The sequence below is a fragment of the Streptomyces milbemycinicus genome (assembly GCF_002154605.1).
Taxonomy (GTDB): Bacteria; Actinomycetota; Actinomycetes; order Streptomycetales; family Streptomycetaceae; genus Streptomyces; species Streptomyces milbemycinicus.
Genome location: NZ_MUNE01000812.1, coordinates 1 through 5,897, shown reverse-complemented (window position 1 = coordinate 5,897; position 5,897 = coordinate 1). Strand labels below are relative to the sequence as shown.

Below are 5,897 nucleotides of genomic sequence, written 5' to 3'. Positions count from 1 at the left end.
CGCCGCGCCCTCGATGCGGAAGTCGTAGTCGCCGGACTGGCCGACCCAGTCCCCGTCGTCCGCGCGGCGCTCCATGGTGATGACGTTCGCGGTGACGGGGCCGGTCGGCGCGGAGTCGGTGAAGCGGGACCGCACCCGCACCTTCACGCTCCCGCGCGCGGGCACCGTGAAGCCCTGGAACGGATCGCCGAAGACCCCGATGTTCTCGTCCTCGTCCGTGGTCTCGAAGGAGACGGGCCGCCATAGGCCATCTGCGGCCTTGTCCGCCTTGTTGGGGTACGGGTCCAGGAACTCCATCCGGATGTGGTCGGGCCGCAGGGCGTGCGCGCGGTCGACGAGGATCGCGATGGGGTGGATGGCGCGGCACTCGGCGCGTGTGGTGTTGCGCAGCTCCAGGTGCCAGGCGCGCCAGCCGCCGCCCCGCGGGTACCGGGCAGGGCCGTCGTGCAGCCGGGCGTCGATCGGGAAGCGGGAGCTCTCCCGCCGTCCACAGGAGGGCACGGCAGCCGACGCGGCCGCGGACTGCGCGGTTCCGCACCACACCGCGGGCGCCAGCAGCGCGAGCGCGGCGGCGGACTGGGCGGCTGCGCGGACGACGGGGGTGGCGGGCGAGCGCATGGGCGACCTCTGCTGCGGTGGTTTCCCGAGTGCCCTGCTGTCTTCCACCCTGGGGGACCGACACGCGGCCGACCGGGCCGATTGCCTCCGACTGGCGGGCAACAACCCCCTCGATCGGCCCAACAGCCCGTCAGCCGCATTCAGCCCACCGGCCCAACGCTCCCTCACCCCACCGCTCGCTCACCCCACGGCTCGCTCACCCCACCGCGAACAGCGGCGCCAGCACCAGCTGCGCCGCGCCCTCCACGACCGCGTGGCCGCCCCGGCCGACCACGTCCACCGGGACCGTACGGCCGCCGGCCCGCGCCGCGTCCGCGGCCAGCGTCTCGGCCACGCCGCGCGCGTACGGCTCGGGTGCGGCCAGCACGACCCGGCCGCCGAGCAGCACCCGGTCGATGTCGAGCAGCCGTACGAGGTTGGCGGCGCCGACGCCGAGCAGCCGCGCCGCCCGGGCCGGGTCGCCGTCCGCGACCGCGGCCAGGCACAGCGCCTCCAGGCAGCCGCGGTTGCCGCAGCCGCAGAGCGGCCCGTCCAGCTGGATGACCTGGTGCCCGAACTCCCCCGCGTCGGTGCGGGCTCCCCGGTGGACGGCCCCGCCGAGGACGAGACCGGCGCCCAGGCCGGTGCCGAGGTGCAGATACGCGAAGGACCCGGCGGGGAAGGACCCGGCGGCGCGCTGCCGGGCGCGGCCGACGGTGAGCCCGAGTGCGGCGGCATTGGTGTCCTTGTCCAGGACGACGGGGAGGCCGAGGCGCTGAGCGAGCGCGTCGCGCAGCGGAAAGCCGTCCCAGCGGGGGAAGCCGGTGACGCGGCGCAGCACCCCGGAGCCGTGGTCGAGCGGCCCGGGCGCGGCGACCCCGGCGCCGAGCAGCCCGGTGCGGCCGCCGTCGGCCTCGGCGAGCAGCGCCTCGACCTCGCCGCCGACCACGGCGACCGCCTCCTTCGCCCCCGCGCCGAAGTCGAAGGGGACCGTGCGCCGGCCGAGCGGTGTGCCCGCGAGGTCGACCAGTACGGCCGTCAGCTCATCGCGGTCCAGGTGCAGTCCGATGGCCCGCCGCGCGCCCGGGACCAGCCGCAGGACCGTACGCGGCTTGCCGCCGGTGGACGCCCGGTGGCCCGCTTCGGCGGCCAGTCCGTCCGCCCGCAGCCGGGCCGTGATCTTGCTGACGGCCTGCGGGGTCAGCCCGGTCTGCGCGGCCAGCTCCAGCCGGCTGACGCCGCCCTCGCCCGCGTCCCGCAGCAGACCGAGGACGAGGGCCGCGTTATGGCCGCGCAGCACGGCCAGATTGGCGCCGGGCCCGGTCTTGGCTCCCGGTCCGGGCCCGGCTCCGGCTCCGGAGCCCGGTCGGGCCGTCGACGACATCGCGCTGTTCACGCCCCCATTGTGGCTCCCGCTTGCGCTTCCGCAACAGTGTTGTCAAAGTAGTTCCATGGCTGACACCGGCACCGGCACCCCTGGCTCCGCCCCCGTACGCGTCGCCCTCATCGGCTTCGGTCTGGCGGGCTCCGTCTTCCACGCCCCCCTGATCGCCGCCACGGACGGCCTCGTCCTCGACACGGTGGTCACCTCCAGCCCGGAGCGGCAGCGGCAGGCCGCCGACGAGTACCCGGGGGTGCGCCTCGCCGCCTCCGCCGATGAGCTGTGGGCGCGCGCCGGAGAGCTGGGCCTGGTCGTCATCGCCTCCCCCAACCGCACCCACGTCCCCCTCGCGCGCGCCGCCCTGGAGGCCGGGCTGCCGGTCGTCGTCGACAAGCCGCTCGCCGCGACCGCCGCCGAGGCGGAGGAGCTGGCCGAGCTCGCCGACCGCCGCGGGCTGCTGCTGAGCGTCTTCCAGAACCGCCGCTGGGACAACGACTTCCGTACGCTGCACAAGCTGCTCGCCGAGCGTGCGCTCGGCGAGGTGCAGCGCTTCGAGTCCCGTTTCGAGCGCTGGCGCCCCCAGCTCAAGGGCGGCTGGCGCGAGTCCGGCGACCCGGCCGAGGTCGGCGGGCTGCTGTACGACCTGGGCAGCCATCTCGTCGACCAGGCCCTCACCCTCTTCGGGCCGGCCACCTCCGTCTACGCCGAGGTCGATGTGCGCCGCCCCGGCGCCCGCACCGACGACGACACCTTCATCGCCCTCACCCATGCGAGCGGCGTCCGCTCCCACCTGTGGATGAGCGCGATCACCGCGCAGCTGGGCCCGCGCTTCCGGGTGCTGGGCAGCCAGGCGGGCTATGTGAAGTACGGCCTCGACCCGCAGGAGGCCGCCCTCCGCGAGGGCCTGCGCCCCGGTACGGACGGCGGCGCGCCCTGGGGCGCCGAACCCGAAGCCGCCTGGGGCCGGCTGGGCGCGGGCGAGTCGCCCCTGACCGGCGGCGGCGTGCCCGTACCCACCCTCCCGGGCGACTACCCGGCCTACTACCGCGCCATCGCCACCGCGCTCCGCGACGGCGGCGCCCCGCCGGTCACCGCCGCCGAGGCCGCGGCCGCCCTCCGGGTCCTGGAGGCGGCCCGCACCTCGGCGGCGGAGGGCCGTACGGTCCGGATCACGCGTCCTTGAGCTCCTGGCGCTGCCGCCCCAGCCCGTCGATCTCCAGCTCGACGACGTCCCCGGCCCGCAGATACGGCTTGGGCTCGGGCTGTCCCAGGGCCACGCCCGCCGGGGTGCCGGTGTTGATGACATCCCCCGGGTAGAGGGTCATGAACTGGCTGAGATAGCGCACCACCTGGGCCACCGGGAAGATCTGGTCCGCCGTGGTGCCGTCCTGCTTGAGCTCGCCGTTGACCCACAGGCGCAAGGCCAGCGCCTGGGGGTCGGGGATCTCGTCGGCGGTGACCAGCCAGGGACCGAGGGGGTTGAAGGTCTCGCAGTTCTTGCCCTTGTCCCACTGGCCGCCGCGCTCGATCTGGAACGCCCGCTCCGAGACGTCGTGGGCGATGGCGTAGCCCGCGACCGAGGCAAGGGCCTCCTCGTCGGATTCGAGGTAGCGGGCCGTACGCCCGATGACGACGGCCAGCTCCACCTCCCAGTCGGTCTTCTCGCTGCCACGCGGCACCAGGACCGTGTCATCGGGGCCGACGACGGTGTCCGGGGCCTTCATGAAGAGGATCGGCTCCGCGGGGATCGCGGCGCCGGTCTCCGTGGCGTGGTCGTGGTAGTTCAGCCCGATGCACACGATCTTGCCGATACGGCCCAGCGGCGGGCCGATCCGGGAGTCCGTGGCGTCCAGCGCGGGCAGTTCCCCCGACGCGACCGCCTCGCGGATCCCGGCGAGCGCCGCCGCATCGCCGAGCAGGGCCCCGTCGATGTCCTTGACCAGGCCCGACAGATCGCGCGGGGTGCCCGACTCATCGAGCACCGCCGGGCGCTCCGCCCCCACAGGTCCGACACGCAGCAGCTTCATTCTGATGACTCCCGTAAGTCGAGGGGCGGCCTTGGCTGATCGATCCTCACAAGAGCGGCGTCCAGTCCGCAAGACTTCGTTCATCCACTGGACCGCGCGCCTCCTTTGGCCCTCTCCTCCCGGCCCGTGCGCTGGAGCAGGGCCCGCTCGACCGCCGTCCAGGTCGTGCTGGTCGCCAGGTAGAGCCCCGCCGCCAGCGGCACCACGGCGGCGGTCACCAGCGTGCCGAACGACATCAGGGGCAGCAGCCTGGCCGCCCCCGCCGGGACCCCGGCGGGGGCCGGCCGGCCGGCGGCCGCCTTGCGGGCGCGTACGGACGTCCAGCCCGCCACCGCCGCGATCAGCACGAACAGGGCGAGGTAGACCGCCCCGTGCGGCCCGGCCAGGTCGCCGCCCCACCGGCCGCCCAGCGGGGCGCCCGCCAGGGTGTGGTCCAGCAGGTCCCCGGCGCCGCTGCCGGTGGAGAACAGGTGGTACATGACGAAGAAGACGGGCAGCTGGACGAGCGTCGGCAGGCAGCCCGCGACCGGGGAGACCGACTCCTTCTCGTACAGCTCGGCCATCGCGTGCCGCAGCCGCTCGGGGTCGCGCTTGTGACGGCGGTTCAGCTCGGCCACCTTCGGCGCGAGCGCGGCGCGCGCCTTCTCGCCGCGCACGGCCGCGCGGGCGAGCGGATGGAGCGCGGCGCGCACGCACAGCGTGAACAGGACGATCGCGGCGGCCGTCGCGGACGCCCCGAACAGCGGTGCGAGACAGTCGGCGAACCAGCTGAGCAGCGTGCCCAGCGCGGCGAAAACAGACATGGGAAAGCCCTCCACGGGATCTCGTCGTGGTGCCGGAATCGGTAAGTCGGCATGACGAGCCACGTGGGCTCCAGCAATGAAGCTGATGAAGCTACGGGAGCGGAGCGCCTACGCGGCCGTCGGCAGGCGACGGCCCGGCGCTCGCGGCCGCGGCCGGCCCGCGGCGTCGGGATCCCGCTGGGCCAGGAACGCCGTGCGGCGCTCCCTGTCCCGTATCGCGGTGCGTATTCGCCCCGGCGGAAGCGGGGCGAGAGCGCGCGCGGCCAGCAGCGCGCAGGTCAGCAGGGCGGCCGCGATCGTGGCGGTCGCAGCGAGCGCGACGGCGCTCATCAGACCGGTGTGGGTGAGGAGTGCTCCGGTCAGCAGGAACAGGAGCACGCCGAGGTGCATCCGCAGCACTTCGATGCGGTGGACCATCGGACTCCCCCTCCCCGTCACACCCGCGAGACCCGCAACAGCCTTGCCCCGCTGCTCCGTTCGCATCCGAGACTCGTACGCGAGATTCGAATGCGAGTCTAGTCGCCGCCACCGACAGCGCGCGGCTCGGCCGCCTTCAGCCTGCCCCACACCACCAACCGGTACCGCGAGGTGTACTCCGGAGTGCAGGTCGTCAGCGTGATGTACGAGCCCCGCTCGGTGTAGCGGTAGCGCGGATGCGCCGTGCTGTACGGCACCGCCGCGACGACCGTGCCGTCCGAGGGCGAGGTGCGCGGCAGGGTCCGCTCGACGACATAGGTGTAGCGGCCGTCGGCGACCTCGACGCTGACCGTATCGCCCGGCCGCACCTCGTCGAGGTGGCGGAACGGCTCGCCGTGCGTATTGCGGTGGCCCGCGAGCGCGAAGTTCCCCACCTGCCCGGGCTGCGCGGTCTTCGGGTAGTGCCCCACGTAGCCCTTGTTGAGCACCCCGGCCCTGCTGATGCCCTCGGCCACCGGGGCGGTCAGCCCGATGCGGGGGATGCGCAGCACGGCGTACGTCTGGTCGCGGCGCGGGGCCCGGCTCCCGGCCGCCGCCGGGGAGGTACCGGCCGCGGCGCGGTCCGAGTCCGGGTCGGCGGCCCCGGAGTCGCCCCCCGACGAATCCTCGGCC

7 protein-coding genes are annotated in these 5,897 nt (G+C 74.6%); 1 reads left to right on the top strand and 6 read right to left on the bottom strand.

The window, feature by feature from the left end; translation table 11 throughout:
- Both CCN51_RS46825 and CCN51_RS46820 read right to left on the bottom strand, forming a co-directional pair.
- Positions 1–618 (bottom strand): hypothetical protein (locus CCN51_RS46825; RefSeq protein ID WP_086860966.1); only part of this gene is annotated, 618 nt, incomplete at its 3' end.
- Positions 619–814: 196 nt separating this feature from the next.
- The gene (locus tag CCN51_RS46820) at positions 815–1,981 is read right to left on the bottom strand and encodes an ROK family transcriptional regulator (RefSeq protein WP_043487504.1); all 1,167 of its coding nucleotides are present in this window, start codon (positions 1,979–1,981) and stop codon (positions 815–817) included.
- Between the two features lie 67 nt (positions 1,982–2,048).
- Between CCN51_RS46820 and CCN51_RS46815 the strand changes: the two genes are divergently transcribed.
- On the top strand, positions 2,049–3,161 hold the full coding sequence (locus CCN51_RS46815) for a Gfo/Idh/MocA family oxidoreductase (RefSeq protein WP_014179278.1): 1,113 nt from the start codon (positions 2,049–2,051) through the stop codon (positions 3,159–3,161).
- Here the strand turns inward: CCN51_RS46815 and CCN51_RS46810 are convergent.
- The 4 genes from CCN51_RS46810 to CCN51_RS46795 all read right to left on the bottom strand — a co-directional run.
- Positions 3,148–4,005, bottom strand: a complete 858-nt coding sequence (locus CCN51_RS46810; RefSeq protein WP_014179277.1) for a fumarylacetoacetate hydrolase family protein — start codon at positions 4,003–4,005, stop codon at positions 3,148–3,150. The two genes, CCN51_RS46815 and CCN51_RS46810, sit on opposite strands and share 14 nt — an antisense overlap.
- Before the next feature lie 80 nt (positions 4,006–4,085).
- Positions 4,086–4,808 (bottom strand): YidC/Oxa1 family membrane protein insertase, encoded by a 723-nt coding sequence (locus CCN51_RS46805; RefSeq protein ID WP_014179276.1) that lies wholly within the window; start codon positions 4,806–4,808, stop codon positions 4,086–4,088.
- Between the two features lie 108 nt (positions 4,809–4,916).
- Positions 4,917–5,225 (bottom strand): DUF6412 domain-containing protein, encoded by a 309-nt coding sequence (locus CCN51_RS46800; protein WP_014179275.1) that lies wholly within the window; start codon positions 5,223–5,225, stop codon positions 4,917–4,919.
- A 98-nt stretch (positions 5,226–5,323) separates the two neighbouring features.
- Positions 5,324–5,897: class E sortase (locus tag CCN51_RS46795; protein ID WP_107426269.1), on the bottom strand; the 574-nt coding region annotated here is incomplete at its 5' end.

Bases quoted from the DNA above. Each gene is read 5' to 3' on its own strand.
- CCN51_RS46800 (WP_014179275.1), bottom strand. From the start codon at position 5,225: ATGGTCCACCGCATCGAAGTGCTGCGGATGCACCTCGGCGTGCTCCTG.
- CCN51_RS46810 (WP_014179277.1), bottom strand. From the start codon at position 4,005: ATGAAGCTGCTGCGTGTCGGACCTGTGGGGGCGGAGCGCCCGGCGGTG.
- CCN51_RS46805 (WP_014179276.1), bottom strand. From the start codon at position 4,808: ATGTCTGTTTTCGCCGCGCTGGGCACGCTGCTCAGCTGGTTCGCCGAC.
- CCN51_RS46815 (WP_014179278.1), top strand. From the start codon at position 2,049: ATGGCTGACACCGGCACCGGCACCCCTGGCTCCGCCCCCGTACGCGTC.
- CCN51_RS46820 (WP_043487504.1), bottom strand. From the start codon at position 1,981: ATGTCGTCGACGGCCCGACCGGGCTCCGGAGCCGGAGCCGGGCCCGGA.